Raw genomic sequence first — 24,433 nt, 5'->3', positions numbered from 1 at the left:
CTGTAGCCATCCGTCGCGTTTTTCACGCATGGAATTCGGGGTATCCGAGTGCGAACGGGACGACGAGAAGGAGGCAGTCGATGAAGGCGACGCTGTCGCTCGGCCGCATCGTGGGCGTGCGGGTCGGACTGCACTGGAGCGTGCTGGGGATCGTGGCCATTCTGGTGTCGTTGGCGCTGGCGCGCTGGCCCGTCGTGGTGCCGGGCTACTCCTGGGTCGCCTACGCCATCGCGGCGGTCACGACGGCGCTGCTATTCGTCGGCTCGCTGTTGGCGCATGAGCTGTCGCATGCCGTTGTGGCGCGCAGGGAAGGCGTCGAGGTCGGCGGCATCACGCTGTGGCTACTCGGCGGGATCGCCCAGCTGCGCGGCGACGCGTCGACGCCGGGCGCCTCGCTGCGGATCGCCGTGGTGGGCCCCGCCATGAGCTTCCTGCTCGCGGTGGTGTTCGGCCTGATCGCCTTGCCGTTCGCGGGCGGCGACGGCAGCCTGCTCGTCGCGGCGACGTTCGGCTATCTCGGCGTGATCAACCTGGTCCTCGCGGTGTTCAATCTGATCCCGGCCGCGCCGCTCGACGGCGGCCGGATCCTGCGCGCCGCGCTGTGGAAGTGGCGCGGCGACCGGGACAAGGCCGCGGTGTGGAGCGCCCGCGCCGGCCGGGTGTTCGGGCTCGCGCTGATCACGTTCGGCGCGGTGTGGCTGTTCATCGGGGCCGGCGCGGACGGCTTGTGGTGGATCCTGATCGGCTTGTTCATCGTGACCGTCGCCGGTGCCGAGGAGCAACAGGCCGCGCTGAGCGGGTCGCTGCGTGACGTCAGGGTCGGCGACGTGATGACCCGCGATCCGGAGACCGTCGATGGTGACCGCACGGTGGCGGACTTCGTCCGTACCGACGTCCTGGCGCGCAAGCACTCGGCGTACCCGATCGTCGACTCCGCCGGTGGGGTTCGGGGACTGTTGACGCTGAGCAGGCTCAAGCGCGTTCCCGCCGACCGGCGGGAGGAGGTGACGCTGGCCGAGATCGCCTGCCCGCCGGACGACATCCCGCTGACCTCGCGGGAGGAGTCGCTGACCGACCTGCTGCCCAGGATGGCGGGTTGTGAGGACGGCAGGGCGCTCGTCGTCGAGGACGGCAGGTTGATCGGCATCGTCACCTCGCGCGACATCAGCCACGCGGTGTCGGTGAGCGACCTGCAGGGCGCTGGCGGTGGTCTGCATCCGGGCGGCTACGGCGCCGACCTCATCACCGGCAACCGGTAACTCGTAGCGCTCGAAGTCGGAACTCGCGGCTCCGTAGCGGGCGACTCGCGATCGCCGGTCAGGTGCGGCGCAGCAGCGGGAAGCTGATCGCCAGCAGGACGCCCGCGACGACGAAGATCGACGAGTAGCCCTTCGTCGCGGCGAAGGCCAGCACCGGAAGCGATGCGGTGAGCTTGATCGCCAGTCCCGACAGCAGCGGCCCGATCAGCACGCCGAGTCCTCGGCTGAGCCCGAACACCCCGGCGCCTGTGCCGTGTTCGGACAGCCGAGGCAGCAGCCCCATCAGCAGTGAGTACGGCAGCGTCATCAGGATGACGGCGGCGAAGGCGACCGGCACGATCGCCGCGACGAACATGGTGTTGGTCGTCAGCACGGCGGGCAGCAGTCCGATGCCGAACGCGACCAGCCCGAACCGCATGGTCCTGCGGTGGCCGTAGCGGTCGGCGAGTATGCCTGCCAGCGGCGCCGCCAGTACGGCCGCCCCGCCGACGAGCGCCAGCGTCGTGGACGACTGGTTCAGCGAGAACCCAAGACCGATGGTGAGGTACAGCACCACGAACGTCCGCAGCGCGGCGACTGATCCCTCCCAGCACGCGTTGCCGAAGAACCACGCCCTGATCCTCGGGTCACGTGCCAGCACCCCGAAGCTGCCCGCGATGCTGGTGCGCTGGGTTGATGCGGGCGGCGACGGCCACGGTCGCGTGCGCAGCGCCAGCCACAGTCCCGCGGTGAACACCGCGATCGCGGCGGCCCCGACGGCGAATGGCAGCGGCTGCGCGATGCTCAGCAGGAACCCGCCGCCAGAGATGCCGAGCAGTAATCCCGCCGAGCGCAAGCCGCCCTGGAAACCAAGTGACCTTCCCCGGAAGTCGTGCGGCACCAGGTCGGGATACAACGCGTAGTACGGCGTGTAGTACGCGAAATAGCCGATGAAGAACACCGCGAGCGCCAGCGCGAGCAAACTGAGCGTTCCCGAGGCCAGCGGCATCAGGACCAGCGCCCCGATCGCCACGATCCCGCCGCCGAGCAGGATGGACAGCCTGCCGCCGAAGCGACGGCTCAGCCGATCGGACACCCCACCCGCGAGGACCGGGACGAACAGCGAGAACAGGCCCTCACCGCCGATGAGTAGCCCGGTCACCGCTGGACCGGACAGCTCGTGGATCAGGACGGGGCCGTAGGTGGTGACGAAGGTGTAGGCCAGGGCCATACCGAAGGCGGGGGAACCAAGCGCGAACAGGAACGTGCGCTCGTTCCACAGCAGCGCCCGGTGCTCCGCCGGGGTGCCCGTGTCTCGGTGCGACTCCTCGGCGGGCATCCGGACCTCCTTCGGCGGGTCGGGTGATCAGTCCCGGTCCCTGGCGACGACGTCAGCTCGTGCCATCGGTGCCACCCGTGCCGCCAGCGCCAGCGGAACCGCCCGCGTCCTGCTGTGCGCTGAGCACCGCGAGTCCCACCGCGAACACCGTCGAGCCGCCGGCGAGTACCAGCACGAGCAGCCGTCCCCTGCGTGGCAGGCGTCGCCATGCGGCGATCGTCGCCCCGGTGTCGACCGCGTCGGCGGCTCCACCGGCGATGATCCACGGCAGCATGTCCCTGCCGGTCGCCGCGGCGGCGGCCATACCGACGCCGAGGCTGATGTCGCGCCCGCCGAGTGCGCGTGCGAGCACCGCGCCGGTATGCGGCGGCCGGACCCTGCCAACCCACGGCCTCGCCACCTCCATCGGTTTGGCCAGCGCGACGGCGCCGAGCGCGGCGCGTGCCAGCCCCCAGAGTCCAGCGGCGGGCCGTGCGGCACGGGTGAGGTCCGTTGTCATGGCGCTCCTCCTCGGTGGGCTGTGTGGTTGTCGCTGGCATCGGCATCCGTCGGGGCGTTGCACATCGGACACCCCGCCACCTCAACCTGTAGCGCGCACGCTGACTGAGCGCCAGTTGGAGCACCTGCCGCGAGAGGCGCACAGCACCCTGGCGCCGGGGCGGCTGCTCCGGCGCCAGGGTGTCAGTTCAGTGAGCGGCGCCGTCCTCAGCCCGCCCGGCGCTTGAGCCCGCCCGACGCGATCGCGATGACGATGGCGAGCACCGCGAGCACCGCGTGCAGGATGTTGTCCGCCGCATCGATCGGGATCAGCCCGGCGATGTCGGTGCCAGCGGCGAAACCCCAGATCGTGACCACGCCGTAGACGATGCCGAACACCAGCAGCCCGATGGCGGCCGAGGTCGCGCTCGCCATCACGAGCAGCAAGAAGACGCCGGTCGCGATGTGGACGATGTTGTGCCAGCCGTTCACCGCGAAGCCGAACAGCTCGCCGCTCTCCAGGTTGTCGCCCACGGTGAAGCTGCTGTCGCCGTAGAAGAAGCCCAGGATGCCCGCCACCACGAGCACGACGCCGACGACGCCCGAGGTGATCTGGGCCAGCGAGCGGCCGGCTGCCGCGGTGCTGCCAGGGGCGTGCGCCTTGTGGCTCTCCGGCTCCGAGTTCATTGGTCTCTCCTTCCGATGCGGAAGCACTGGATGTGTTCTGCTGGGTGAACTACACACCTCGGGTGGCCCCGACGCTGGCTGAATACCCGTGTTGACGTCGGGTATGCCCGGATCGGGTGACCGACATGACCGGTTTGTACTCAGCCGGCACGCTCGCCAACGGTTACCGTCAATTCCCGTTGCTCGGAGTCCCGTGTGACAAGCAGCTGGACCTCCTGACCGGGTTCGGTGCCGCGCAGTACACCGAGCAGGTCCTCGACGCTGGTCACTTCCGAGCCGGCGAGGCCGGTGATCACGTCGCCAGGTCGCACGCCTGCCGAGGCCGCTGGACCGTTCTTCTCGACGCCGAGTACGACAGCGCCTTTCGTGGCGCCGACAGTGAACCGCTCGGCCAGTTCCGGAGTCAGTCGGCCGAGTGAGACTCCGAGGTAGGGATGGGTCGCCTCGCCGTCCTTGAGTAGTTCCTCCGCCGTGTCGATCACGGTCGCGGCGGGGATCGCGAACCCGAGCGAGACGGCGCCAACCTTGGGCGGAATGTAGGCCTCGTTGATGCCGATGACCCTGCCCCGGGTGTCGAGTAGCGCGCCACCGGAGTTGCCCGGCGAGATCGAGGCGTCGGTCTGGATGAGATCCACCAGTGACTGGGTGCGCGACGCCGAGCCTGGGATCTCGCGGTTCAAGCCGGAGATGACACCCGCCGTCACGGAGTTCTCGAAGCCGAGCGGGCTGCCGATGGCGATGGCGCGGTCTCCTGTCCGTGGCAGTCGCTCGCGGTAGTCCGGCACCGGCAGCTCGCCGCGCTCGCTGCGGACGACGGCGAGGTCGGTGATGGTATCCGTGGCGATGACCTCACCGTTCGCCTCAGTACCGTCGGCGAACGCCAGCGTGACAGCTTTGTTGTCACCCACGACGTGCGCGTTCGTGACGATGACGTCGGATGTGAACACCACGCCGCTGCCGACGCCCCGTCCCGCCTTGACGGTCACCACGCTTGGCGCGACGCGGTCGACCAGTGCCGCGTAGCCATCGTCGGTGACCAACGCGCCTGGCGCGGTGGTGCCGTCAGTGTCCTGTCGCGACTTGGCGTCGTCCTGATCCGGTGTGCACGCCGTCACGACTGTCAGCAGGGCGGCGATCAGCGCGGCCGGAATCACTCGTCTGATGCGAAACATGACGAAGCTGTACCCGCATCACGACTCCGGCATGCCTCCCGCTGGGTCAGCCACCGGCCACCAGACTCGCGGGATCCACCCCACAGGCGAACTCGCTGCGGACGTCGCTGGGGTGTCTGCCATGCACCTTCACGGGCATGGTGACCTCACCAGCACGGGCGAACTCGAAGCTGACCGGGACGGTGGTGCCGGCGGGAATCGATTTCGTCAGGCCAACGACGTGCAGGAAGTACGGCGCGTGCCCGGTGGCGCCGCCGCGGTTGGCCTCCGGGACGGTGCCCTCCGGTAGCAGTGGCAGTGCGTCGACGTGCTGCGGGTCGCCGTCGCAGTCTCGGTCCCAGCGCAGCTCGATCCGTTTCGCGACGGGGGAGTTGACGGATACTAGCCGGTCGCGCCGCTCGGCGGTGGTGGTGATGGTGAGGAACCCGACAGTGTCCTGGCCTGGCTCGTATCGGCCGCCCGCCGGTTGGGCGAGGTAGACGTTGCGGAGCTTGATCGGCCCCTTGTCGGAGTGGCTGCCGACCGGGTGCGGCGGCTCGTTGGTGATCGGGTCCTCGCCGCAGGCGGCTACGGTAGCAAGCAGCGCGGCCAGCGCCCCGGCCAGCAGTGCTCGTCGGGTTGGTGCGCGCGTCATTCCGCATCACTCCCGGTCGTGGGGATTCGCGAACGGAATTGCCAATGCGGCCATCGGACAAACGTGGCGTCAGGGCGCGAGCCGCTCCGCGTCCGCCGCGAGGTCGCGCCAGCGCAGCACTGGACGGCCACCGAGCCTGCTCGCACTGTTCGCCGCCGCCGCGACGGCGAACGCGGCCGCCCGCCGCGTTCCTTCGCCATGAGCGAGCGCCGCCGTGAACGTGCCGATGAGTGCGTCGCCTGCCCCGGTCGTGTCAGCGACATCGACGTCGAGCAGGGGGAACAGCTGTCTGCCGGTGCGGCTGACGAACAGATTGCCCGCGCCGCTGACCGCGAGCACGACCAGGGTGGGTCCGTAGTCCAGCAGTTGATACGCCGCGTCGGCCGCGGTGGTGACGTCGGTGATCGGCTGCCCGGTCAGCAGCTCCGCCTCGTGCTCGTTCGCGCGGATCACGTGTGCGCGGGAGAACACCTCGGCGATGTCGTCCGCTGAGCCGCTCGGCGCGCCGTCCAGGATGACCCGCGTGCCGGCGTCGCGCGCCAGCCGGGTGGCGAGCAGGATCGCGTCGAGGGGCTGTTGCAGCTGGCAGAGCACCCACCCTGCCCGTTTGATCACTGTCGACGCCGCGAGCACGTCGCTCTCGGCGAGCCGGACGTCGGTGGGGATGTGCTCCAGGTAGCGCCACCGGCGCGTGTCGTCCACGATGTCGACGATCAGCGCGGTCTGCGCGCCCTCACGGGAGATGACGTGGCTGACGTCGACGCGGTCGGTCCGGGCCTGCTCAAGCAGCCGCGCGCCTACCGAGTCGTTCCCGACGACGCCGACCAGCGAGGCGGGCACCCCGAGCTGAGCCAGCGCGACCGCCTGATTGCCGCCCTTCCCGCCAAGCATCTCGCGACGCGTGCGCACCGTGGCGTTGCCGTAAGGGTCAGGGACGTCATCGACGCGCAGGACGAGGTCCCGCGCCACTTGCCCGAGCACGACTACCTCATCCGCCACGGTTCAGGCATACCCGGTGCCGGGGACGGTTTACACCGCCGGGGGGAGGGTTTGGGGACGAGGCTCTCACTCCAACGGGTCCGTGTCCGGCCCGAGCACGCGGTGCGTCAGGGCTTCGGACTGTGGCGGGATGTCGTGGACGTCGGCGTCCAGTCCAGCGACGCGGGCCTGATCGAGCACCGACCGGAGGACGAGCGCGCCGGTGGTGTCGATGCGGCCGAGCCGGTTCAGCTCGATCACCAGGCGGGTGGCGTCCGGGTGGTCGGCGAGGGCGTCGAGCAGCGTGGTGTCCAGCTTCTGCGCGGTGCCGAACCACAGCACACCACGTGGGGTGAAGGTGAGCACGCCGTCGTGTGCCGCGACGTCGATCTCCAGTTGCAGCGACCGCCAGAGGAACACGCCCACCGAGAACGTCACCCCGATCGTCACCGCCAGGTCCAGCCGGGGCGCGAGCAACAGCGTGGCGACGAACGTCGTCCACGCGATCAACGCCTGCGGCAGCGAGAGCCGCCACAGCCGCAGCAGCGGCCGGATGCGCATCAGCCCGATGACCGAGACGATCACGATCGCGCCGAGCATGGCGAGCGGCAGCGGCTCCAGCACCGCCGCGAACGGCAGGAACGCCAGCACCGTCAGCCCGGTGACCGCACCAGCGACGCGGGTGCGTGCGCCGGAGAGCCGGTTGACCGAGCTGCGGGAGAACGACCCGCCGCACGGCATCCCGCCGGCCGCCGCCGCGGCGATGTTGGCGGCGCCCTGGCTGATGAACTCGCGGTTCGCGCTCCAGCGGGTGCGGTCCTCCGAGGCGAACCGCCGGGAGATCGACGCCGCCTCGGAGAACCCGATCAGCGCGATGATCGCGCCGGAGAGCAGGAGTGTCGGCAGCTGTGACACCGCCGTCCATGGAATGTCGTCCAACGTGAACGGCAGGAACCCTGACGGGACAGCCCCGACGACGTCGCCGGGGTACAAGCCCATACCGGACACCGCGACGCCGACGATCGCGGCGATGAGCACGCCGGGGAACAGCGCGTGCAGTTTGCGACCGCCCAGGATCAGCACCGCCGCCATCGCCGTCAGCAGCACCGCGGCGAGCGTCCAGCGGTCCGGATGCGTCAGCGACCACGCCGCCCGCAGGATCGCGTTGCCGTACTCCGGCGGGTCGACGCCGAGCGCCTTGGGCAGCTGCGCGCTGGCGATCAGGATCGCAGCCGCTGGCACGAAACCCAGCAGCATCGGCTGCGACATCAGATACGCCACCCAGCCCGCGCGCAGCAACCCCAGCAACACCCTGGTCAAGCCGACGACGAGGGCGAGCGCGAGGCCGAGGCCGACGTACTCCGGGCTGCCCGGGGTGGCCATCGTGCTCAGCGCACCGAAAGTCAGCAGCGCCGTGATCGCGACCGGTCCGGTCTGCAGGTACGGCGATGACGCGAACAGCGCCGCGATGATCGGCGGCAACGCACCGGCGTAGAGGCCCACGATGGGTGGCATTCCGGCGAGGTCGGCGTAGGCGAGCGACTGCGGAATGCCGATCATCGCCACGCTGACACCCGCGAGCAGGTCATGCCAGAGCCAGCTGCGCCACGGCTGGCGTTCGCCGTGGTCAGCGCGCCGCGCCCACGATGTTATGTTCAGCCGGTTCACCCATCACCTCATCCTGTCGTGCGCAGTCAGACGACACTCAGCGGCAGCGGTACCCCTGCGAGAGACCGCGTCACCACGGGCAGCCGCGTCGCCATCTCCGTCAACGCCACGGCGGACGGCGCGTCCGGCGCGCTGGCCACCACCGGCACACCGGCATCGCCGGATTCGGTCAGCGCGGCGTCGATCGGGATCTGCCCGAGCAGGTCGATGTCCAGCTCGTCCGCGAGTCGTTGACCACCGCCGGACCCGAACAACGGCGTGTGTCGTCCGCACGCACACGCCAGCGAACTCATGTTCTCCACGACGCCCGCGACCGGCATCCGCATGTCGCGCGCCATCCGCCCCACCCGGGATGCCACCGTCTGTGCGGCGAGCTGTGGCGTGGTGACGGCGAGCAGCGCGGCCTGGGGGAGTAGTTCCAGCAGCGAGAGCGTGATGTCTCCGGTGCCAGGTGGCAGATCGACCACGAGAACGTCGGGTTCGTCCCAGTGCACATCGGCGAGGAACTGTTCAAGCGCCTTGTGCAGCATCGGCCCGCGCCACACGACCGGCTCGCCGTCGTCGACGAAGAACCCGACCGACATCAGCCGCACCCCGTGCGCCTCAACCGGCAGCATCAGGCCCTTCAGCGCGATCGGGTTGCACCGCACCCCGAACAGCTGCGGCACCGAGTAGCCCCAGACGTCGGCATCGAGCACCCCGACCCGGTTGCCCCGCGCGGCGAGCGCCACCGCGAGGTTGGCCGTCACCGTGGACTTGCCGACGCCACCCTTGCCGCTCGCGACGGCGTAGACCCGGGTGTGCTCGCCGATGCCGGTGGCGCGTTGCTCCCGCAGCCGCTGGGACAGCGCGAGGCGTTCCCGCTCGGACAGCGTGCCGAAGCTGACGTCCACGGCGCTGACGCCGGCGATCGAGTTCGCCGCCGCCGTGATGTCCTCGCGCAACCGTTCCCGCAGCGGGCAGCCGGATGTGGTCAGCGCGACCTCGACGTGTACCCGGCCGCCGCGTCCGGCCCGAGCGTCGCGCAGCATGCCGAGCTCACCGAGGCTCCGATGGATTTCCGGATCCTCGACGGCGGCGACGGCCTCCCACAACGCCGTCTCGTCGATGCCGCTGGTGCGCAGCCGGGTCAGCATGGTCCGTCACGTCCGTTGGTCACGTCGTCAGTCAGGTCCTCGGTCTTGGCGGCGCCCACCCGGATCACCGGCCAGTCCGGTAGCCGCGCCTGGTCGGGGCGAGCGGGCGCATCATGAACTCCGGCCGCCGCTGGCCGCCGGGCCCGAGCGCGGGCCGCGTCTTGGCCAGCCACTCGCGATACACCTCGGCCGAACGCCGGGTGTCCACATAGACGTCCCCGTAGCGATCACCGTCCCTGGCCGGTTCCATTCTGATCTTCTGTAGCCAGCAGTGCATGCCGGAGTGCGGATCGGGCTGCACCGCGAACGCCAGGTTCTGGTGCACGCCGGGGTCTTCCCAATCGATCCTCGACGAGTCGGGGTCGGTGGAGTCGAACGGCGCGACGCCGCCCTTGTGCCGCAGCAGCCAGGTGTGCTCACCGTCCGGATGGGACAGTTCCACCATGCCGGACACCCAGCGGCTGCCCTCGCCGGGATGCAGCCGCCACCGTCCCATGTGGTGCGACAGGGCGCACACGCCCGGCCGGATGCCCTCGGTGACCCACACCCGCGCCACGAAATAGCCGATCTCGGTGCTGATCCGCACCAGATCGTCGGTGCGCACCCCATGGCGGGCGGCGTCGACCGAGTTCAGCCAGACCGGGTGGGTATTGGAGATCTCGTTGAGGTACTTGGCGTTGCCGGAGCGGGTGTGGATCAGCGTCGGCAGCCGGAACGTCGGGACAAGCACCAACTCGCCCGCCTCGCCGAACACCGGCGCCACCGAGTCCAGCGTGACCGGTTTACGCACGACGCCCTGCTCGTCGACCGTCGTGTCCGCCAGCTCGGTGTCGGTCAGCGGGCGTTCGTCCACGCGGTAGATGTCGGTGTCCACCTCGACCACGCCGTAGCGGCGCATGTACTCCAGTGGCGTCATGCCCTGCGCGGCGGCCTTCTCCGGCAGGCCGGGGACGCTGTGCTCGAACATCCACCGGTAGTAGTCGTCGGTCGTGATCTTCTCGCCGGAGCGGTACGGCGACTCGACGTACTTCGTGATGCCGAGCGCGCCGTCCGGGTCGATCCGCCAGGACAGCTCGAACCAGAACTCGTTCTCCTCCCACACCTCGCCGGGGTTGACGTCGCGGGTGTCGGTGTAGCGCTCGCCGAGCTTGTCCATCGCGACGCGACGCACCGGCTGCCGGAAGCCGAGCCACTTCCCGGCGTGTGTCTCATACGAGTGCGTGTCGTGCCGTTCGCTGGAGTGCCCCATCGGCAGCACGTAGTCGGCGAACTCGGCGGTCTCCGACCACGTCGGTGTGAGCGCCACGTGCAGCCCGATTGTGTCGGGGTCGGTCAGCGTCTCGATCCAGGTGAAGCCGTCCGGGTTGGTCCAGAGGTACGTCGTCACCCGCCAGCCCCACGGGCGCGGGTGGGCGGTGTTGAGCGTGGTGCGTGCCGTGGTGACCGGGTCGACCGGCAGGTCGCGGGAGACCTCGCGGCGGTGCTCGTCGGGGCGCGCCCAGAGGTAAGAGTCGCCGGTCGGGGCGGCGGTCGGGTCCAGCACGGCCCGGTCAGCACCGAGGTAGAAGACGTTCGGGCCGGTGTTCTGCTCCGGCGCGCGCACCTGCGTCGGGTTGGTGTTGACGAGCTTCGCGATGCCGCTCTCCGGGTCGTCCAGGTCGTCGACCCAGATGGAGTGTGTCGGGCAGACGACGACGCACGCGGGCTCAAGTCCCTCGTCGACACGGTGGGCGCAGACGTTGCACTTGGCCGCGGTGTTGGTGTCGGCGTCGATGTAGATCGCGTCGTACGGGCAGCCTTGCATGCATGCCTTGCACCCGATGCAGCGCTCGTTGTCGGAGTCGACGATGCCGTCGTCGCGCTTGAACAGCGCCTGCGTGGGGCAGATCGTCACGCACGGGGCGTCGGTGCAGTGGTTGCATCGCATCACGCCGAAGTCACGCGTGGTCGCGGGGAACTCGCCGGACTCGACGTACTTCACCCACGTGCGGAACTGGCCGACCGGTATCTCGTGCTCGGTCTTGCAGGCCACGGTGCAGGCATGACAGCCGATGCACGTGTTCTGGTCGATGGCGAAGCCATACCGCATGAGTGTCCTCCGGGAGCGAGCACCACTAGGCACCGTTGACTCATCGTGACCGTAATGGCGCTGGTATCGACGCGGTACTAACCTTGGCTTTGGGAGGTACAAAACCAAACTTTGGAGTTGGCATGCCGTTGCCCTCACGGGTGCCCGAACTAGGCGCGCTCGACCTGCTGCTCAGCGTCGCGCGGCTGGGCAGCCTGGGCAAAGCCGCCCGGGAGCGGGGCATCTCGCAGCCCGCCGCCGCCTCCCGAATTCGCACGATGGAGCGACTGATCGGCGTGCCGCTGATTGTCCGCTCGAACACGGGCTCGCGGCTCACCGAGAAGGGCGCGATGATCGCCGACTGGGCGCGCCGGGTCGTCGACGCCGCGGGCGAACTGGATGCCGGCATCGACGCGCTGCGCAATGAACAGGTCAGCAGAGTGCGGCTCGCGTGCAGCATGACCATCGCGGAGTACCTGCTGCCTCGGTGGCTATCCGAGCTACGGCGACGGCTGCCCTCGGCGAGCATCGGACTGCAGGTGGTCAACTCGGTGCGTGTCGCCGAGAAGGTGCGCAGCGGTGAGGTCGACCTGGGGTTCGTTGAGGGCGCCGAGGTCAGCGAGGGGCTGGAGTCGCATGCGGTCGCCACCGACGAGTTATTGCTTGTGGTGCCGCACAACCACGTGTGGGCGACGCGCAGGGAACCGGTGACCGCCGACGAGCTCGCCCGTACACCGTTGATCAGTCGCGAGCCCGGCTCCGGCACGCGCTACGTGCTCGACCACGAGCTGGCGCGGCTCGGCTACGTCGAGGAGAACCGGCCGGAGGCCATCATGGAACTGTCCTCGACCACGGCGATCAAAGCGGCGGTCGAGGCGGGTGTCGGGCCCGCTGTGCTCAGCTCGCTGGTGCTTGCCGAGGACGTCGCGGCGGGCAAGGTCGTCGTCGTGCCGACCGCGGAGCTTGATCTGCGACGCACACTCCGGTTGGTGCTGCGCGCGGGGGAACAGCTCGGCCCTGTGCTCCGGGACGTCGTCGCCGCGACGCGGCAGTTGCGCCAGCTGGTGTGACCGTGCGGATACTGGTGGCGCGCGGACAGCGGTGCCGCGGGGATCTTGATGCACTCCGGCGATCCATACCGCCGCAACGCATCATGATCCACTTGGCTGGGCCGCGCCCTACTGTTTCGCGACGAGTCCCTGGCGGCGGCCCGCCTCCTCTGCCATGACGCCGCGCAAGACGTCGATTGCCTCGACGAGCCGCGGGTACCGCAGCGAGTAGAAGATGCTGGTGCCGCGCCGGGTGGCGTCCACGACGCCGCGTTCGCGCAGCATCGCCAGATGTTGCGAGACATTCGGCTGCGTGGTCTCGAGCATGGCGCAGAGCTCGCCGACGGAACGACTGCCGTCCGCGAGCGCGTAGATCAGCATGAGCCGCTTGGAGTCATTGAGGGCCTTACACAAGCTCGCCGTCAGTTCATGCAGCTCAGCCCGCAAGGCCGGATCCAGTCCCGAAACCTGATCGCCCATGTCCTCAGAGTAGTTGGCGCCGATCTCCGTGACACAGCTTTCGGTGTGGTCAGCGCACACTGTCTGTATGTGGCCGCACTCCGTCTGCCACGAAGGGGTGCTCGGATGAGCGAAGCCGAACGCAGGACGTCGATCATGAGACGTTGTGGTCGCTATGACGACCAAACGGTCTCATGATCCACAGCGCTCCCGCATCGCATGGCGCGACGCTGCTGTCGTAGGGCGCGGGTGATGTTTCGGCTCCGCCGGGAGGGTCAATCCTTGACGTGACAGCGATGCCGCCCGATGGGAGGTCATCATGACGGAGGGCAAAGACCCCGGCACGCCACCGCAGGACACCGGCATGCCCGACGACGTCGAGACCGATCCGGCGGCGCTGAACAGCAGCGAAGACCTCGATGAGGACCGGCTTAAGGTTGATCCGCTGGAGACCGGCGTCGAGCCACCGGAGCAGTGGTCGGCGGCCGAACGCTACGACCGGACGCCGTTCGAGCAGGAACAGGGCGAGACCCTCGATGAGCGGGTGCGGCAGGAGCAGCCGGACACCGAGGTGTCCGAGCCGCCGGAACTGTCGGTGTCGGCGACCCCGGTCAGCGAACTGGATGCGTCGGTCGACGACGCGGCGGTGGCCCCCGAAGAACCGCTTGTGCGGGAACAGTTCGACGATGAAGCGCCACCTGGGGACGCCGAACGGCGCGGTCAGAGCGCGGACAAGGCAGGCGGCTCGGTCGCCAACGCGCTCCGCGAGCCCCATGATCCGCCCGACACGCCGAAATCGCCCGACCGCGCGGAGGAGTGAACGGCGGGGCCGCCCCCGAGGCCTCCGGAGCGCCCGCCGGAGTAACCGCGTCGCCTCACCTCAGTCCCGGATCGCGGCCAGCCGACGCGCCGCCTCGCCGGGGGAGCACGCCAGACGATCGTCGTGCAGCCGCTGCCAGGGGTCGGTCTTCTGCGCCAGCCGCCGGTGCAGCCGACGCATGTCCCAGCCGGTCGGCCACGCCCCGGCCAGCTCGCCCCAGTCGAGCGGCACCGCGCATGACGCGCCGGGCCGGGCGCGTACGGAATAGGGCGCGATGAACGTCTGGCCGTAGCCGTTGCGGTTGACATCGAGGAAGGTCCGCTTGCCCCGGTGTTCCTTGCGGAACTCCGTGGTGAGGTGCCTCGGGTCGTCGGCAGCCATGACGTCGGCGATGTCAGCCGCCAGGCGGCGCACCGTGTCGAAGCCCGCCGACCGATCCAGCGGCGCGAGGACGTGGAATCCCCGCCCACCGGTGGCCTGCAGGTAAGCCAGCAGCCCCAGCTCACCGAACAGGTCCCGCAGCCGCCGCGCCACGCTCCGGATCTCGCCAATGGCGGCCGAACCGTCCGGCGGATCGATGTCGATCACCATCAGGTCCGGCCGTTCCAGGTCGGTCACGGTCGACGGCCAGATGTGGAACTCGATTGTGGCCTGGTCGGCCAGGTAGGTCAGCGCCGCTTCGCTCGAAGCGAGCACCGCGCGCTGGGTGCCGCCCTCGCGCAGCGGCACGCGCACCGTGTCCAGCCACTCCGGAAAGTGCTCTGTTGCCTGCTTCTGCACGAACCCCTCCGCGTCGATGCCATCCGGGTACCGTCGCAGCGTCAGCGGCCGGTCGCGCAGGTGAGGAAGCATCACATCCGCTACTTGCTGGACGTGATCGGCGAGATCGCCCTTGGTCAGCCCCGCCTGCGGAAACAGGATCTTGTCTTGGTTCGAGATCGGGATCTCACGGCCTGTGATCGGCATGGGGCACCTCCTCGGTGCGCGGATCACCGCCCGAGGGCTCGGGCGAGTTCACCCTTCGACATTGATGAGCGCCCCCTGATGTTGCGGCGTCGAGCCTCGTTGTAGAGCTGGTCCTTGGTGGGACCGCCAGGTCCGAGCCGCTTTCCGGAACGGTGCCCGCCGCGCTGCTGCGGCGCGACGTCGCGCACCGACGTCGTGCTCTTCTGGTTGGCCTCGTCGGTACGAGCCCGGTTCTTGTTCACGGTGCGCGCCGCGATTTCCTTGGCGCGGCCCTTACTCGCACCGCGTTCCTTGGCGCCTTCCTTGATGTGTTCGTACTGTCGTTCCCGTTTTGTGTTCCATGCGCGTTGCGGCATTGTCGTACTCCCTCACCGTTGGGTGGCGCTACCGGTAGCGCAGCAGCGCACCGAATCCGTCCTCGAGCGCGAGGTCGTCCCCGACGACGAGCAGGTCGGCGCCGACGGCGATCGCGGCGAGCGGAAGCGCCTCGTCGGCGCGGTCGCGGTCGACCACCGAGATGCCGAGCTGGTCGAGCAGCTCTGGCTCAGTGGCGAGTTCGATGGGATCGGCGCCGGTGTGGACGTGCTGGTCGTCGTCCGCGCCGATCAGCAGCGCCTCGACGTTCGCTTCACGCAGCGCGTCGCACACTGGGCCGAGGCCCTGCACCGCGAGGCCGTCCGGCTGCGCGAGCGCGGCCCGGAACTGGTCGGCGTGCGTGGCGACCCGCTGCCGCTCCCGGTCGGCGACGAGGCTATGGACTTCGTCGTCGAGGGCATCGCTGTACGGGGCCTGGGTGCGGCCGCCGGCACCGACCTCGGCGACGTGTTCGCGGATCCGGTCGGGCAGCGCGTCGCGTAGCCACCGCCTGCCCTTGACCTCGCCGGAAAGCACGACCAGCTCCGCGCCAACCGCGTCGGCGACCTTGGTGACGTCCTCGGCGACGAGGTGGATGTTCTGCTTGACGATCTCTTGCACGTGCTCGCGGTCGTGCCTGCGCGGCAGCCCGGCATTGGTGCCAGCCTCGTGCACCGGATGCTCCGATCCGAGCACGGGGTGCTGGTATGTCACGGCACCGGTGTTATCGACGCCGGTCACGTCAGCGCCGACCTTGTCGACGGTGGCGATGACGTGTGGCACCGACGGTGGCGCGTGCGCGACGAGCGGCACAAGATAGGGCAGCGTGGACCAGCGCGCGACCGATCGTGCTGGGGGTTCGCCGAGGGTGCGATTGATCAGCACGGTGCCGCCCGAGGCGATCAGGGCGCGCCCGCTCCGGCCGACGGGGTACGGCGCGGACCACACGGCGTCCTCGAGCGCGGCGATAGTGTCAGCGTCCGCGCCCTGCTCCTTGAGGTCCTCCGCGAGCTCACGCCAGGTCAGTTCGAGCAGCTTGGTGGCGTCTTCGGTGGTGTGCGAGTTCTCGTAGTACACCGAGGCGAACGGCGTTCCCCTCGTCTGCCGCGTCCTGGTCACCAGTTCCCGCAGGCTGGAATCCACCGCGATGTCCACCGTGACCTCCCTTGTGCCGGATCTTCGTCGGTAAGGGGGTACCCAGCGGGGCGCGGATCAATCCGCGTGGTCAGCCTGGCTCGCCGCGGCGTTTCCGGTGCAGTATCCAACCGAAGTCGACGACGAGGCCCGCCGCGACGACGAACAGCACGACGCCGAGCCAGACCATGCCGCCGATGGTCACCCACAGCACCCCGACGGCGACGCAGAGGATCGAGCCAAGCGCGGCCAGCCACAGTCGCAGCGTCAGCGCGCTGTACATCGGGGCGGCGCCCGCCCAGCCGCCCGTCGGGTCGTGATAGTCCGGCAGCCCACGTTCGTAGTCCGCTCGGGTGGGTTCGCGGCGGGGTTTTCGCGTACTCATGTCGCTGGGGTAGCCACTGCGGGCGCGGCTAATCCCGCAGGGGCGGAGTACCGTCACCAAACGGGCGTCCGCCGAGCTGTTCGCGGCCGTGCGGGGTGTCCCAGCCGGACAGGTCGGGTCCGAGCGGCACGATGCCTGTCGGGTTGATGTTGGTGTGGACCCCGTAGTAGTGCCGCTTGATGTGGTCGAAGTCGACGGTGTCGTAGAAACCGGGCTGCTGGTACAGGTCGCGCGCGTAGGCCCACAGCACTGGCATCTCGGTGAGCTTGTTCCGGTTGCACTTGAAATGGTTGTGATACACCGCGTCGAACCGCACCAGCGTGGTGAACAGCCGGATGTCGGCCTCGGTGATGGTCTCGCCCACGAGGAAGCGCTGCCGCTCCAGCCGCTCCGAGAGCTGGTCAAGCCGGGCGAACAGCCGGTGGTAGGCGTCGGCGTACGCCGACGGCCGCTTCGCGAAGCCCGCCTGGTAGACGGCGTTGTTGACGTCGGTGAACACCGCGTCGTTGACCTCGTCGATCTCGTCCCGCAGATGTTCGGGGTACAGATCCGGCGCGCCTTCGCGGTGGTAGGCGCGCCACTCGGTCGCGAAGTCGATGGTCAGCTGCGGGTAGTCGTTGCTGACCAACTTCCCGCTGGGGATGTCGACCAGCGCTGGCACGCTGATGCCGCCGGTGTAGTCGGGATTGGCTTTGTAATACGCCTCGGACAGAAACCGGATGCCCAGCACCGGATCCCGGTCGCCAGGGTCGAGCGTGAACCGCCAGCTGCGTTCGTCCTGGATCGGGTCGGCGACGGCGACCGAGAGGACGTCCTCCAGTCCGAGCAGCCGCCGCGAGATCAGGCCCCGGCTGGCCCACGGACACGCCTTGCTGACCACCAGCCGGTAGCGCCCTGGTTCGACGGGCCACCCGGATGACCCATCGGCGGTAACCCGGTCGGTGAAGGCATTGGGCGCGCGGACGAATTCCGTTGTCTGCGTACTCACGGAACCACTCCTCACATCTGTCTGGGTCGAGTGCGGGTCAGCCGAGCCCCAGCACGGACACCATGGTCCGCGCTGCGGCGCCACCGCTGTCGATGGCGATATCCAGCGCGGCGGGCACGTTCAGATCGGTACGCAACGCCATGCGCAACGCGTCCTCGGCGGTAGCGGTGTCGGCTGTGCGGCGGCCCGCCGCGCTGTACAGCAGCTCCAGCCGCTCGGCTGCGGTGTCAAGCAGCGCTGGGATGTAGTCCCAGGACTCCTGCCACGGCCGGTCCAGAATCATCATGCGGACCACGGCCGCGGCGTGGTCGGCGAGTAGATCGGAGATCAGCACCAGGTTGCCGGAGGACTTCGCCATCTTCTCGCCGTCAACGGTCACCACCCCGACGTGCAACCACGACCGGGTATACGGCCGCACCCCGGTCAGCGCCTCGGCCATCGCGGCGTGACAGGCGTGGTGCGGATAGGTCAGGTCCGCGCCGCCCGCGTGGATGTCGACGCCGACGCCGAACACCGACGACGCCATGGCGACGCATTCGGCGTGCCAGCCGGGACGGCCCCTGCCCCACGGCGAGTCCCAGCCGACCCGGTCTGGGCCGCATGCCTGCCATACCGCGACATCCAGCGGGTCGTGCTTGGCGGGGTCGTCCGGCTGGTCGCCGAACTCGGCGGCGAGGTCCAGTGCCGTCGTCCGGTCGATCCCGGCCACGGCGGGGATGTCGCCGCCACGGAAGTAGACGCTGCCGTCGGCCACGTAGGCGTGCCCTGACCGCACCAGATGACGTGCGAGCCGGACGACGTGGGGTATGTAGCTGTGGGCGCGGGGCTCATGACGCGGCGCGCGGACCTTCAGATTCGCCATGTCGGTGTCGAACTGGAACTGTCCGACGGCGGCGTACCAGTCCGCGTCGGTGCCCGCCCGCGCGGCGGCCTCGTCGAGGACGTCGTCCACGTCGGTGACGTTGCGGCAAATCTCGGCATCCACGCCGAGTTGCCACAACGCCCGCGCGAGGACGTCCACCCAGACGAACGTCGCGGCGTGACCGAGATGGGTGACGTCGTACGGCGTGATGCCGCAGGCGTATACCCGTGCGCGGTCGAGCAACGGCACCGTCCGTTCGCCGAGCACCAGCGTGGCGTCGGCGTCCCACTTGGCGTTCATGGGTCGAGTATGCCGCCGCGCGCCACCGGGTGGCAGCACGCCGGTGATGGGTGCGTGTCACGTGCGGCGTTCGTCCAGCTTTCGCCACTCGCGTTCCCATTCCGCGTAGCGATCGTGATCGAGCCGGACGCACAGCAGCAGGTAGATCCCGGCGAGGGCGGCGACGAACATCAGCCAGGTGCCGAGTGCGACGAGCACCGACGCGGCCGCCGTCTGTCCCACCGACAACGGGGCGGTCGTCCGATTGCCATCGCTGTCGACCCAGATGGTGACTGCCTCACCCGCGCTCGTGCCACCGGCAACCGGGATCACGCCTACGTGTCGCGCACGGTCCTGAGTGGACCATTCGGCCAGTGCCGCCGACTGGCGCGGCATCTGAAACGCCGTGGCGCCCCCGGTTCTCGTGGCGGGTGCGTCCTCGAGCAGCACAGCGTCGACCCGGTAGCGGTCGTCCTGCTGTGTCTCGGCGCGATCGGTGAGAGTCGCGTGGTAGCTGAAGGCGTACGCCGCCATGAACGGGCCCGCGAGCAGCGCGAGTGCGATGAGGACCGCCGTGAACCGTGCCTGACGGCGATCCGACGGTCTGATGAGCGGGTTCCCGCCGGGATGCAGCGCCGACCAGAGCACGGGACCCGATGATGTGCCGAACATGCTCTGACTCCTCATGCGGCGGATCTGTCGTTGTCATCATGATCCTGTCGACCACAGTGCCGAAGGGACTTCTGGTGGCTTTGTCGGGACGGGTACCCCGGTGAGCGCGATGCCAACCGCCGGAAAGGTAAGCACCCGCTTGCCACGTCGTGAGAAGCTTTCGGCTGTGGTGGATCAGGACATGAACGGCGGGGTGCTCGCCCCGATGCTGGGCACGGTGGTGCGGGTTGCCGTGAGCGACGGCGCGCGGGTCAGGGCTGGTCAGCAGCTGGTCGTGCTCGAGTCGATGAAGATGGAACACATCGTGGCGGCCCCGCACGCTGGCGTGGTCGCGCGGGTGGCGGTAGCCGAGGGCGAGACGGTGCGCCGCGACGAGCGGCTGCTTGACGTCATCGAGGCGGCGGACACCGCCGAGGAGCACACCGAGGACGTCGCCGCCGACCTCGACACGGTCCGCGCCGACCTGGACGAGGTGCGACGCAGACACGCCGTCGGGCAGGACGAACAGCGCCCTGACGCCGTCGCCAAACGGCACGACGCCGGGCGGCGCACGGCGCGGGAGAACATCGCCGCGCTGTGCGACGAAGGCACCTTCCTGGAGTACGGGCCGCTCGTGGTCGCGGCCCAGCGGCAGCGGCGCTCGCTGGCGGACCTGATCGAACGCACCCCGGCGGACGGCCTGGTCGGCGGGCTCGCCGGGATCAACGGCGCGCTGGTCGGCGAGGAGGCGGCGCGATGCGCGGTGCTGGCCTACGACGCCACGGTGCTGGCAGGCACCCAGGGTGCGTACAACCACCTCAAGAAGGATCGGCTGTTCGACGTCGCCGCGCGCAGGCGGCTGCCGGTGGTGCTCTACGCAGAAGGTGGCGGCGGACGTCCTGGTGACGTCGACATCCCCACCGTGTCCGGGCTGCAGGTGATGGCGTTTCACCTGTTCGCCAAGCTCAGCGGCCAGGTGCCGCTCGTCGGCATCGCCGCTGGCCGGTGCTTCGCGGGCAATGCGGCGCTGCTCGGCTGCTGTGACGTGGTGATCGCGACGCGGGATGCCAGCATCGGCATGGGTGGTCCCGCGATGATCGAGGGCGGCGGGCTCGGCACGTACGAGCCTGATGAGGTCGGGCCCATCGATGTGCAGTCACCGAACGGCGTTGTCGACGTCGTCGTCTCCGATGAGAACGAGGCCACCGAGGTCGCCAAGCGATACCTGTCCTACTTCCAGGGCCCGCTCACGGAGTGGGCGAGCGCGGACCAGCGGCGGCTGCGTCAGGCGGTGCCGGAGAACCGGGTGCGGGTCTACGACGTGCGCTCGGTGGTTGACACGCTCGCCGACGACGGCAGTGTGCTCGAGCTACGCGGGGACTTCGGCGAAGGCATCATCACCGCCCTTGTGCGGATCGAGGGGCGGCCGTACGGGCTGCTCGCGAACAACCCCGCGCACCTCGGCGGTGCGATCGACAGCGAGGCCGCCGACAAGGCGTCCCGGTTCATGCAGCTGTGCGACGCGCACGGGCTGCCGATCGTGTCGCTGTGTGACACGCCGGGGTTCATGGTCGGTCCGGACGCCGAGCGCACCGCGACCGTGCGACACGTCAGCCGGATGTTCGTCACCGGCGCGAACCTGCGGGTGCCGCTGTGCGTGATCGTGCTGCGCAAGGCATACGGGCTCGGCGCGATGGCGATGGCGGGCGGCAGCCTCACCGTGCCGGTCGCCACGGTGTCCTGGCCGACCGGCGAGCTCGGCGGCATGGGGCTGGAAGGCGCGGTCAAGCTCGGCTACCGCAGGGAGCTGGATGCGGTGTCCGACCCGGACGAACGGCAGCAGCTGTTCGACCAGATGGTCGCCATGGCCTATGAGCACGGCAAGGCACTCAACGCGGCGTCGGTGTTCGAGATCGATGACGTCATCGACCCCGCCGACACCCGTCGTTGGATCACCACCACGCTGGCGGAGCCGCCGCGCGAGCCTGGCGGGCGGCCGTTCGTGGACACGTGGTGATGCCTACCGCCTACGCCGCGCTCTCGGCGTGCCTGGGAGCTTCCTTCTGGCGCGCGCGCCGCGTCACGGCAGGGAAGAACACCGCGAGTAGCGCACCGAACAACAAGTGGGTGGCGGCCTCGAACGGCTGATTGGTGCCCTCGAGGAACGCGCTCCAGTGGTCGACGAACCGGCTCAGAATCTGGAAGTTGACGACGTAGATCACGCCGCCGTAGACCAGCCCGGCGAGCGCGGCCACGGTGCCCGTGCCCCACGGATGCGTCAGCAGGGCGAAGAGCAGGCCAAAGGCCACGCTCAGCACGACGTGGACCACCACACCCAGCCAGACCATCCCCTCGTCGGGCGGCGGTCCCTCGATGATGGTGGAGATCATCTTGAAGGGAGCGACCGCGTCCTTGCCGTCCGTGTGGGCGAACCACATGGTCAGTGCGATGAAGCCGGCCCCGGCGACAATGCCGCCGATCACGCCCATGCCGAGCCGGACGGGCAGCGTCGGTGCGGAGGATCCCGCGTGGGTCGTCTGCATGACAACACCTCCGAAACGTCACTCATCTGGCCGGGTGCCCTGATTGTTGGGGCTCAAACCCGGCAACGCCGAGGAGTTCGCCCAGACATGCGTTGGCGCGCCGGTCATCCTTGACGCGGGTCTTGCCGGTACGGTCGGCCGGGATGAGTGACCACCGCAGCGAGCAGATCGTCAGCATCCTGGAAAACGCCTTCGCCGAGCGCGTCCGCCGCGGCCCGGCCGCGTTCCGGAAACGGTTCCGCAAGATGGCGGCCGACCCCTTCGCGTTCTACCGAGGCTCGGCGGCGCTGTACTACGCCGACATGGCCGAGCGCGAGGACCCGTGGGCCACCGGCGCGCTGTCGCGCGTGTGGATCCACGGTGACCTGCACGCCGAGAACTTCGGGACCTACCTCAACGACCAGGGCAGGTTGATCTTCGACGTCAACGACTTCGACGAGGCCTACCTCGGCCACTTCACCTGGGACCTCCAGCGCTGCGCGGCCAGCCTCGCGCTGATCGGGTGGCGCAAGGCGTTCCCCGACGACGTCATCGACGAGCTGATCGCCCGCTACATCCGGTCGTATATGGAGCAAGTCGCCTATTACACCCGCTCCGACAGGGACCAGGAGTGGGCACTGCGGCTGGACAACGCGCGCGGCCCGGTGCGCGAGACGTTGCTCGCGGCGCGGTCGGCGAGCCGGATCGACCTGCTCACCGCGAACACGGTTGTCGTGGGGGAGGAGCGGGAGTTCGTCGAAGGCCCCGGCGTGCGCAGGCTCGGCGAGGATGAGCACGACCGGGTGATGCGCGCCTACCAGCGGTACCTGGACACCATCCCGGAGTCCAAACGGGCCTCGAACGACATCGCGTTCGCCGTGAAGGATGTCGTCGGGCGCTCCGGTTTCGGCATCGGCAGCGCGGGCCTGCGGGCATACAACGTGCTGCTGGAAGGGCACAGCCAGGCGCTGGAGAACGACATCATTCTTTCCGTCAAGGAGGGCAACGTCGCCGCTGCCAGTGCCGTCGTGCACGACGACCGGCTGGCGGGGGCGTTTGAGCATCACGGCCACCGCACCGCGCTGTCGCAGCGCGCGCTCCAGGTGCATGCCGACCCGTACCTTGGCTGGACCGAGATCGACGGCACCGGCTTCGTGGTCAGTGAGCTGTCGCCGTACGAGACCGACCTGGAATGGGACGACCTGACCGAACCGGACGAGATCACCGAGCTGGTGACCGACCTGGGCAAAGCCACCGCGAAGATGCACTGCGTCGCGGACGCGGACGCCGAGGGACTCGCGGTCTCCGAACAGGTGGAGGATCTGGTGCTGGAGCGCGTCGACGGGCACGTCGGCGAGCTGGTCAGCTGGGTGCAGGACTTCGCGCGGGAATACGCCGAGCTGACCCGCGCTGACCATGCCCGGTTCGTGGACGCGTTCCGGCACGGAGCGTTCGGCGGGGTCAGTGCCGTGGCGGGGTAGGTGCCTTCGACGTCAGCGAGCTCCCGGCTCGGCGCGGGTCAGCGCTCGTCTCGACGGTGACGAATACCCCGCCGGGCGGGCAGTCACACGTCGCCTGCCGCCTCACCCGGTCATGCCGGGGTCGCGAGGCGCTGCTCGGGCACCGGCTCATCGTCGGAACCAAGCAGCGGCGCGGCGTCGGCCAGCAAGCGGCCAAGGGCGCGCACGCGGTCGGCGAGCCCATCCCTGAGCTGCCGCAGCGCATCGACCTCCCGTTGCGCCGCCCGCATGATCCGGCTGGCTTCCGCACGGGCCTCGGCGACGTGACGTTCGGCGTCTGCCTGCGCGGTGCGGCGCTGTTCGGCGATGTCGCGCCGCGCCTCCACCCGTCGCGCCAGCATGGCGATCTCGAAGTCCTTCGTGACCTGCGCACGGTACTGCTCGGCTGCCTCGTCCTGTTCGATACGCCGACGCTCCGCCTCGCGTGACATCCGGTCAGCCTCGGTGTGGGCGCGATCCATCAGCTCTCGATACTCGGCCACCATGGCCACCCGTTGTGCCTCCATGTCGGTGAGGAACCATTCGGAGCGTTTCCGCAGCCGCTGTGCCGCTTCCTGGGCCGTGCTCCAGGTGTGTTCGGCGGCGGCCTGCGCCCGTCCGGTGATCTCGGCGGCCTCGTCCCGCGCGAGTTCCACCATCCGACGCAGTCGTCCTGGCACCTCGTCCGGTTCGATCGGCGTCCGGCACACCCGGTCGAGCCGTGCGCGCAGCTCGCGGACCTCCGACCGGCTTGCCTCCAGCCGCGCCGCGAAGTTCTCCGCCTCGGCGACGGCGGCGTCCCGGTCGGCGGTGACGAGCCGCAACTCGGTCTCGATGCCGTGCACGTACCGGCGTACCTGGTCGCGGTCGTAACCCCGCCAGGACACGTCGAAATCGGTACGCAACGGCACCAGGTCATCCCGGATGTCCAGCGATTCCATCCCCACACCTCCACCACACACAGCTCACCGTCGAGCTTAATCGAGTATGGGCCGTTCGCGCCGCGACGAAGGCTGGCGATTGGCTCACAGTGGTGACTGCTCCATCCGCCCGGAAACTATCCGTGAA

At 69.3% G+C, this 24,433-nt stretch carries 24 protein-coding genes; 5 read left to right on the top strand and 19 right to left on the bottom strand.

Going from position 1 to position 24,433, the window contains the following annotated elements; all coding sequences use genetic code 11:
* Positions 1–80 precede the first annotated feature (80 nt).
* On the top strand, positions 81–1,259 hold the full coding sequence (locus tag AMYHA_RS14720; protein ID WP_034271803.1) for a site-2 protease family protein: 1,179 nt from the start codon (positions 81–83) through the stop codon (positions 1,257–1,259).
* A 58-nt stretch (positions 1,260–1,317) separates the two neighbouring features.
* Here AMYHA_RS14720 and AMYHA_RS14715 read toward each other — a convergent pair whose 3' ends face one another.
* The 9 genes from AMYHA_RS14715 to AMYHA_RS27955 form a co-directional block, all read right to left on the bottom strand.
* Positions 1,318–2,577: an MFS transporter gene (locus AMYHA_RS14715; protein WP_034271801.1), complete on the bottom strand. Its 1,260-nt coding sequence runs from the start codon at positions 2,575–2,577 to the stop codon at positions 1,318–1,320.
* A gap of 52 nt (positions 2,578–2,629) precedes the next feature.
* Entirely contained in the window at positions 2,630–3,076 is a 447-nt protein-coding gene (locus AMYHA_RS27065; protein WP_051399939.1) for a hypothetical protein, read from the bottom strand.
* Positions 3,077–3,282: 206 nt separating this feature from the next.
* Entirely contained in the window at positions 3,283–3,741 is a 459-nt protein-coding gene (locus AMYHA_RS14705) for a DUF4383 domain-containing protein (RefSeq protein ID WP_051399938.1), read from the bottom strand.
* Between the two features lie 140 nt (positions 3,742–3,881).
* On the bottom strand, positions 3,882–4,913 hold the full coding sequence (locus tag AMYHA_RS14700; RefSeq protein ID WP_084037244.1) for a S1C family serine protease: 1,032 nt from the start codon (positions 4,911–4,913) through the stop codon (positions 3,882–3,884).
* Positions 4,914–4,959: 46 nt separating this feature from the next.
* Positions 4,960–5,547, bottom strand: coding sequence for a copper chaperone PCu(A)C (locus AMYHA_RS25835; protein ID WP_051399937.1), 588 nt, complete (start codon positions 5,545–5,547; stop codon positions 4,960–4,962).
* A gap of 69 nt (positions 5,548–5,616) precedes the next feature.
* Positions 5,617–6,546 (bottom strand): PfkB family carbohydrate kinase, encoded by a 930-nt coding sequence (locus AMYHA_RS14690; RefSeq protein ID WP_034271799.1) that lies wholly within the window; start codon positions 6,544–6,546, stop codon positions 5,617–5,619.
* A 66-nt stretch (positions 6,547–6,612) separates the two neighbouring features.
* Positions 6,613–8,193 (bottom strand): SulP family inorganic anion transporter, encoded by a 1,581-nt coding sequence (locus tag AMYHA_RS14685; protein ID WP_051399936.1) that lies wholly within the window; start codon positions 8,191–8,193, stop codon positions 6,613–6,615.
* Positions 8,194–8,219: 26 nt separating this feature from the next.
* Positions 8,220–9,329 carry an Mrp/NBP35 family ATP-binding protein gene (locus AMYHA_RS14680; RefSeq protein ID WP_034271797.1) on the bottom strand — a complete coding sequence of 370 codons (1,110 nt, stop codon included), beginning with the start codon at positions 9,327–9,329 and terminating at the stop codon, positions 8,220–8,222.
* 64 nt (positions 9,330–9,393) lie between these two features.
* Positions 9,394–11,418, bottom strand: coding sequence for a 4Fe-4S dicluster domain-containing protein (locus AMYHA_RS27955; RefSeq protein ID WP_051399935.1), 2,025 nt, complete (start codon positions 11,416–11,418; stop codon positions 9,394–9,396).
* Between the two features lie 122 nt (positions 11,419–11,540).
* Here AMYHA_RS27955 and AMYHA_RS14665 point away from each other — a divergent pair, with 122 nt between their 5' ends.
* Positions 11,541–12,467: a LysR substrate-binding domain-containing protein gene (locus AMYHA_RS14665; RefSeq protein WP_034271795.1), complete on the top strand. Its 927-nt coding sequence runs from the start codon at positions 11,541–11,543 to the stop codon at positions 12,465–12,467.
* 108 nt (positions 12,468–12,575) lie between these two features.
* Here AMYHA_RS14665 and AMYHA_RS14660 read toward each other — a convergent pair whose 3' ends face one another.
* Entirely contained in the window at positions 12,576–12,926 is a 351-nt protein-coding gene (locus AMYHA_RS14660; RefSeq protein ID WP_051400415.1) for an ArsR/SmtB family transcription factor, read from the bottom strand.
* Between the two features lie 298 nt (positions 12,927–13,224).
* On the opposite strand from AMYHA_RS14660, the gene AMYHA_RS14655 reads away from it, so the two are divergent.
* Positions 13,225–13,725 carry a hypothetical protein gene (locus tag AMYHA_RS14655; RefSeq protein ID WP_034271793.1) on the top strand — a complete coding sequence of 167 codons (501 nt, stop codon included), beginning with the start codon at positions 13,225–13,227 and terminating at the stop codon, positions 13,723–13,725.
* 60 nt (positions 13,726–13,785) lie between these two features.
* On the opposite strand, the gene ligD is transcribed toward AMYHA_RS14655, so the two are convergent.
* The 7 genes from ligD to AMYHA_RS14620 all read right to left on the bottom strand — a co-directional run bounded on the left by ligD (position 13,786) and on the right by AMYHA_RS14620 (position 19,365).
* Positions 13,786–14,691 carry a non-homologous end-joining DNA ligase gene (gene ligD / locus AMYHA_RS14650; protein WP_034271791.1) on the bottom strand — a complete coding sequence of 302 codons (906 nt, stop codon included), beginning with the start codon at positions 14,689–14,691 and terminating at the stop codon, positions 13,786–13,788.
* Between the two features lie 23 nt (positions 14,692–14,714).
* Positions 14,715–15,047 carry a hypothetical protein gene (locus tag AMYHA_RS14645; protein WP_034271788.1) on the bottom strand — a complete coding sequence of 111 codons (333 nt, stop codon included), beginning with the start codon at positions 15,045–15,047 and terminating at the stop codon, positions 14,715–14,717.
* Positions 15,048–15,075: 28 nt separating this feature from the next.
* Complete coding sequence (locus AMYHA_RS14640) at positions 15,076–16,200, bottom strand: Rv2629 family ribosome hibernation factor (protein ID WP_231104761.1); 1,125 nt, start codon at positions 16,198–16,200, stop codon at positions 15,076–15,078.
* A gap of 70 nt (positions 16,201–16,270) precedes the next feature.
* Positions 16,271–16,564, bottom strand: coding sequence for a hypothetical protein (locus tag AMYHA_RS14635; RefSeq protein WP_034271786.1), 294 nt, complete (start codon positions 16,562–16,564; stop codon positions 16,271–16,273).
* Positions 16,565–16,592: 28 nt separating this feature from the next.
* Entirely contained in the window at positions 16,593–17,552 is a 960-nt protein-coding gene (locus tag AMYHA_RS14630; RefSeq protein WP_034271784.1) for a glutathione S-transferase family protein, read from the bottom strand.
* A 37-nt stretch (positions 17,553–17,589) separates the two neighbouring features.
* A complete protein-coding gene (locus AMYHA_RS14625; protein ID WP_034271782.1) occupies positions 17,590–18,714 on the bottom strand; it encodes a class I tRNA ligase family protein in 1,125 nt (374 codons plus the stop codon).
* A 57-nt stretch (positions 18,715–18,771) separates the two neighbouring features.
* Positions 18,772–19,365, bottom strand: coding sequence for an Rv1733c family protein (locus AMYHA_RS14620; protein WP_034271780.1), 594 nt, complete (start codon positions 19,363–19,365; stop codon positions 18,772–18,774).
* A 166-nt stretch (positions 19,366–19,531) separates the two neighbouring features.
* Between AMYHA_RS14620 and AMYHA_RS14615 the strand changes: the two genes are divergently transcribed.
* Entirely contained in the window at positions 19,532–21,361 is a 1,830-nt protein-coding gene (locus AMYHA_RS14615) for a carboxyl transferase domain-containing protein (RefSeq protein ID WP_330760393.1), read from the top strand.
* Positions 21,362–21,371: 10 nt separating this feature from the next.
* Here AMYHA_RS14615 and AMYHA_RS14610 read toward each other — a convergent pair whose 3' ends face one another.
* The gene (locus AMYHA_RS14610; RefSeq protein WP_034271778.1) at positions 21,372–21,887 is read right to left on the bottom strand and encodes a hypothetical protein; all 516 of its coding nucleotides are present in this window, start codon (positions 21,885–21,887) and stop codon (positions 21,372–21,374) included.
* A 143-nt stretch (positions 21,888–22,030) separates the two neighbouring features.
* On the opposite strand from AMYHA_RS14610, the gene AMYHA_RS14605 reads away from it, so the two are divergent.
* Positions 22,031–23,347 carry a DUF2252 domain-containing protein gene (locus AMYHA_RS14605; protein WP_034271776.1) on the top strand — a complete coding sequence of 439 codons (1,317 nt, stop codon included), beginning with the start codon at positions 22,031–22,033 and terminating at the stop codon, positions 23,345–23,347.
* Positions 23,348–23,457: 110 nt separating this feature from the next.
* Here the strand turns inward: AMYHA_RS14605 and AMYHA_RS14600 are convergent, their stop codons facing one another.
* Positions 23,458–24,306, bottom strand: coding sequence for a coiled-coil domain-containing protein (locus AMYHA_RS14600; RefSeq protein WP_051399933.1), 849 nt, complete (start codon positions 24,304–24,306; stop codon positions 23,458–23,460).
* Between the last annotated feature and the right edge of the window lie 127 nt (positions 24,307–24,433).

Source organism: Haloechinothrix halophila YIM 93223 (assembly GCF_000504245.1).
Taxonomy (GTDB): domain Bacteria; phylum Actinomycetota; class Actinomycetes; order Mycobacteriales; family Pseudonocardiaceae; genus Haloechinothrix_A; species Haloechinothrix_A halophila.
This window is presented reverse-complemented; position numbering and strand designations above follow the sequence as displayed.

Coding starts and splice junctions, on each gene's coding strand:
- AMYHA_RS14600 (WP_051399933.1), bottom strand. CDS start 24,306: ATGGAATCGCTGGACATCCGGGATGACCTGGTGCCGTTGCGTACCGAT.
- AMYHA_RS14665 (WP_034271795.1), top strand. CDS start 11,541: ATGCCGTTGCCCTCACGGGTGCCCGAACTAGGCGCGCTCGACCTGCTG.
- AMYHA_RS14655 (WP_034271793.1), top strand. CDS start 13,225: ATGACGGAGGGCAAAGACCCCGGCACGCCACCGCAGGACACCGGCATG.
- AMYHA_RS14620 (WP_034271780.1), bottom strand. CDS start 19,365: ATGTTCGGCACATCATCGGGTCCCGTGCTCTGGTCGGCGCTGCATCCC.
- AMYHA_RS14610 (WP_034271778.1), bottom strand. CDS start 21,887: ATGCAGACGACCCACGCGGGATCCTCCGCACCGACGCTGCCCGTCCGG.
- AMYHA_RS14680 (WP_034271797.1), bottom strand. CDS start 9,329: ATGCTGACCCGGCTGCGCACCAGCGGCATCGACGAGACGGCGTTGTGG.
- AMYHA_RS14625 (WP_034271782.1), bottom strand. CDS start 18,714: ATGAACGCCAAGTGGGACGCCGACGCCACGCTGGTGCTCGGCGAACGG.
- AMYHA_RS27065 (WP_051399939.1), bottom strand. CDS start 3,076: ATGACAACGGACCTCACCCGTGCCGCACGGCCCGCCGCTGGACTCTGG.
- AMYHA_RS14700 (WP_084037244.1), bottom strand. CDS start 4,913: ATGTTTCGCATCAGACGAGTGATTCCGGCCGCGCTGATCGCCGCCCTG.
- AMYHA_RS25835 (WP_051399937.1), bottom strand. CDS start 5,547: ATGACGCGCGCACCAACCCGACGAGCACTGCTGGCCGGGGCGCTGGCC.
- AMYHA_RS14645 (WP_034271788.1), bottom strand. CDS start 15,047: ATGCCGCAACGCGCATGGAACACAAAACGGGAACGACAGTACGAACAC.
- AMYHA_RS14705 (WP_051399938.1), bottom strand. CDS start 3,741: ATGAACTCGGAGCCGGAGAGCCACAAGGCGCACGCCCCTGGCAGCACC.
- AMYHA_RS14605 (WP_034271776.1), top strand. CDS start 22,031: ATGAGTGACCACCGCAGCGAGCAGATCGTCAGCATCCTGGAAAACGCC.
- AMYHA_RS14660 (WP_051400415.1), bottom strand. CDS start 12,926: ATGGGCGATCAGGTTTCGGGACTGGATCCGGCCTTGCGGGCTGAGCTG.
- AMYHA_RS14715 (WP_034271801.1), bottom strand. CDS start 2,577: ATGCCCGCCGAGGAGTCGCACCGAGACACGGGCACCCCGGCGGAGCAC.
- AMYHA_RS27955 (WP_051399935.1), bottom strand. CDS start 11,418: ATGCGGTATGGCTTCGCCATCGACCAGAACACGTGCATCGGCTGTCAT.
- ligD (WP_034271791.1), bottom strand. CDS start 14,691: ATGCCGATCACAGGCCGTGAGATCCCGATCTCGAACCAAGACAAGATC.
- AMYHA_RS14720 (WP_034271803.1), top strand. CDS start 81: ATGAAGGCGACGCTGTCGCTCGGCCGCATCGTGGGCGTGCGGGTCGGA.
- AMYHA_RS14635 (WP_034271786.1), bottom strand. CDS start 16,564: ATGAGTACGCGAAAACCCCGCCGCGAACCCACCCGAGCGGACTACGAA.